The organism is Planktotalea sp. (genome assembly GCF_049680325.1).
Taxonomy (GTDB): Bacteria; Pseudomonadota; Alphaproteobacteria; order Rhodobacterales; family Rhodobacteraceae; genus Planktotalea.
Genome location: NZ_JBAUHO010000367.1, coordinates 1 through 3734, shown reverse-complemented (window position 1 = coordinate 3734; position 3734 = coordinate 1). Strand labels below are relative to the sequence as shown.

Annotated in this window: 4 protein-coding genes; 1 reads left to right on the top strand and 3 read right to left on the bottom strand. The window is 56.1% G+C overall.

Annotation, left to right across the window (positions count from 1 at the left end; translation table 11 throughout):
• Window positions 1–497: glutathione binding-like protein (locus WBC85_RS16475; RefSeq protein ID WP_424439843.1), on the top strand; the 497-nt coding region annotated here is incomplete at its 5' end.
• On the opposite strand, the gene WBC85_RS16470 is transcribed toward WBC85_RS16475, so the two are convergent.
• From WBC85_RS16470 to WBC85_RS16460, 3 genes are read right to left on the bottom strand one after another with little or no spacing between them, the layout of a single operon-like run.
• Window positions 494–940 carry a YtoQ family protein gene (locus WBC85_RS16470; RefSeq protein ID WP_424439840.1) on the bottom strand — a complete coding sequence of 149 codons (447 nt, stop codon included), beginning with the start codon at window positions 938–940 and terminating at the stop codon, window positions 494–496. The two genes, WBC85_RS16475 and WBC85_RS16470, sit on opposite strands and share 4 nt — an antisense overlap.
• Before the next feature lie 25 nt (window positions 941–965).
• A complete protein-coding gene (gene pheT / locus WBC85_RS16465; protein ID WP_424439837.1) occupies window positions 966–3362 on the bottom strand; it encodes a phenylalanine--tRNA ligase subunit beta in 2397 nt (798 codons plus the stop codon).
• A 15-nt stretch (window positions 3363–3377) separates the two neighbouring features.
• Window positions 3378–3692: a hypothetical protein gene (locus WBC85_RS16460; protein WP_424439834.1), complete on the bottom strand. Its 315-nt coding sequence runs from the start codon at window positions 3690–3692 to the stop codon at window positions 3378–3380.
• Window positions 3693–3734: the final 42 nt, after the last annotated feature.

Below are 3734 nucleotides of genomic sequence, written 5' to 3'. Positions count from 1 at the left end.
ACAAAATTCCGGCCATCATTGACCCCAACGGCCCGGACGGCGCGCCGATCGGCTTGTTCGAAAGCGGCGCAATCCTTTTGTATCTTGCGGAAAAGACAGGGAAATTAATTGGCTCAAACAATGCGGACAAAGCGCAGATAACCCAATGGCTTATGTTTCAAATGGGCGGCTTGGGTCCGATGTTCGGGCAGCTTGGGTTCTTTTACAAGTTTGCAGGGGCTGAGATTGAAGATACGCGTCCAAAAGAGCGTTACATCAATGAAGCGAAGCGCCTTTTGGCTGTCGTCGACAAGCAGCTCGAAGGTAAGGACTGGATTGCCGGTGATTACTCTATCGCCGACATTGCGATTGCCCCTTGGCTACGTGCCCTTGATTTTTATGGGGCACGTGAGGTGACGGGTTGGGACAATCACAAGAACGCAGTTGCCTACCTTGATCGTTTCTTAGAGCGCCCGGCAGTTCAAAAAGGCCTCGCGACCCCGGCGCGCCCTGCCTAAGCAGGAAGCTTGCCCGTCAGGACATAGCGCAGAATTTCTGCAACTTGCTGCGGCTCTTTGCAAACGGCAAGGGCAGCAGCATCTACTTCCTTCAGAGCGTGCTGATGTTCGTCCTGATGCAATACGATCAGTGACTTGCCAAGCGCCGCAGCAAAGCCCGCATCGAATGCCGCATTCCACTGTTTGTACTTTTCACCGAAGCGGACAACGACAACGTCCGCATCGGTGATGCCTTTGCGCGTGCGGATCGCATTCACCATCGCGCCCTTGTGATCGTGCCAATATTTGTTCGGCTCTTCGCCCAGAATAGCGACGCCGCAATCGTCGCTGGCACCATGATCCGTGACAGGCGCAGAGAACGACACATCAAGCCCGTCGCAAGCCGCGATAATCTGTTCGCGCCAATCCGTGTGAATTTCGCCAGACAAATATACCTTGAGCATGATGCATCCTTTTCCTGAAAAACCTCTAGCCGCGCAGGGCACCGCCTGTTGCTTTGCCGACTTTCTCAACAATCTTTGCGCTAACTGCTTCGATCTCTGCTTCTTTAAGCGTTTTTTCTGCCGGTTGCAGGCGAACGGTTACGGCGATGGATTTTTTGCCTTCGCCAAGTGATCCACCGATGAATTCATCAAAAACGCGCACGTCTTCGATCAACGCTTTGTCCGCGCCCGCAGCGGCGTTGACAAGCGTCAAAGCCTCGACATCCGCATCCACGACAAAGGCGAAATCACGCTCTACCGCTTGCAAATCGCGCAAGACAAGCGCGGGTCGCGTCGATGTTTTCTTCTTCGGCAGCGGCACTTCCGCAGGCCAAATGGTAAAGCCCATGGCAGGAGCTTTGACACCCATCGCCGCTAGGACTTTGGGATGAATCTCACCGAATACGCCCAGCACTTTCTTTGGGCCCAAGCAAATCACGCCGTGGCGGCCAGGATGCCACCATGCATCGCCTGTTCGCAGAATTTGCACCTTCGCAGGTGCACCAATCGCTGTCAGAATTGCCTCTGCATCGGCCTTGACATCGAACACATCCACTTGACGCGCCTCGCCATGCACATCCTTCGGACCTGTGCGACCTGTAATCAGGCCAGAGATTTGCACATGCTGTTCACCCGGTTCACCGCCGTGAAAGGCCGTACCAACTTCAAAGAGCGCTTGTTCCATGAACCCGCGCGCCTGATTGCGCGCTGCGGCTTGCAGCAAGCCCGGCAACAACGCGGGACGCATGTGGCTCATTTCCGAGCTGATCGGATTTGCAAGCATCGTCGCATCACCGCCGCCGCCGAAAAGCGTCGCTGAGGCTTTGTCGATGAAGCTGTAGGTCACACATTCATTATAGCCAAGCGCCGCTGCCGTGCGCCGCGCCGCGCGTTCGCGGACCTGCATAGGTGACAGGATTGCTTCGGTGATGCCCGCATCAAGGCGTGCCAACGGCTTTCCTTTGAGGCCCGTCAGCGATTCAATGCGCGCGACTTCCTCAACGAGGTCGGCCTCGCCTTGCACATCAGGACGCCAGCTTGGCACCTGCGCCATATCGCCGTCCATGACGAACCCAAGCGCACTTAATGTTGCGCGCTGTGTCTCGGCTGGAATGTCCATGCCAACAAGGGAAGAGCAACGATCCGTATCAAGTTTGTAAGCGCGGCTTACATCTGGCACGGCACCAAGGTGGATAACTTCCGAGGCCTCACCGCCCGCGATGTCCACGATCATGCGCACGGCATGTTCAAGACCAACAGGGGTGAACGCAGGATCAACGCCGCGCTCGAAACGATACCGCGCATCAGAATTGATCTTCAATGCGCGGCCCGTATAGGCGATCTGGATCGGGTCCCAATAAGCGCTCTCGACGAAGACATTCACCGTCTCCTCGGAGCAACCCGAATGCACACCGCCCATCACACCCGCGATGCTTTCAGGGCCTTGATCGTCGGAGATGACCATCTGACCCGCTTGCAACGTGTATTCTTTGTCATCCAGCGCCACGAGTGTCTCGCCGCCCGCCGCGCGATGAACGCGCAGGTTGCCTTTGACCTTATCAAGGTCAAACACATGCAAGGGACGGTTCTGATCGTAGGTGAAGAAATTCGTCACATCGACGAGGAAATTGATCGGGCGCAGACCAATGGCGCGCAGTGCGTCCTGCATCCATGCGGGGGACGGACCGTTCTTCACACCCTTGATGACACGGCCACAAAAGACGGGGCAACCATCCAGCGTGTCGGCGTCAATCGTAACTTCAACATCGGCCTTAAAGCTCGCCGCGACAGGTTCAACCTCGCAAGCTTTCAATGTGCCAAGCCCACGCGCCGCCAAATCGCGCGCGATACCGCGCACACCAAGCGCATCAGGACGGTTCGGCGTAATCGCGATCTCGATCACAGGATCGACCTTGGATGGATCGTTCGCAGCCAGCCAATCGACGAACAATTCACCGACTTCGCCAGAGGGCAATTCGATAATGCCGTCATGCTCTTCGGACAGTTCCAACTCGCGCTCCGACGCCATCATGCCATGGCTCTCAACGCCGCGAATGTTGCCAACGGAGAGCGTCACATCAATGCCCGGCACATACTCGCCCGGCTTGCACAGCACCACCGTGATCCCTTCGCGGGCATTCGGTGCACCGCAAACGATCTGTTGCAAACCCGCGTTGGTTTCCACTTGGCACACCCGCAAGCGATCCGCGTCAGGATGCTGCTCGGCTGACTTCACCTTTGCCAAAGTGAAAGATTTCAGCGCATCCGCAGGATTGCTCACCTCTTCCACTTCAAGACCAAGATCGGTCAAGGCGTAGAGAATATCATCCAAAGATGCCTCAGTCTCAATGTGCTTTTTCAGCCAGGACAGTGTGAATTTCATCGCTATTTTTCCTGTTTAACTAAGGCCAAGCGCTTCGCGGGCGAGCGCATGCCAATCTGTGTCGATGCCTTCGGGCACCTGTACCCAATCCTTGAACGGTCTGCCTTTGCCCGATGGGTCAAACGGCACCGCCTCTGGATGGGAGACGAATATTTCCTCAACGCGCGTCGCGCCGAGTTTGAAAACCATGGAGTCTTGATAAAATGACAAGACAGGCTTTTGCCCCGCAAGCCGAGCGCAGGGTTTGCCGAACATCTGTGCGGTTTCGAGAGTGGGAGCCTCAGCGCGCATTTCGTCGATGAACACTTCGAAGGTTTGAGGGGCGACCATTAGTTATTCCACCTTTTCCGAAGTAGCTCGGTGCACCCAACC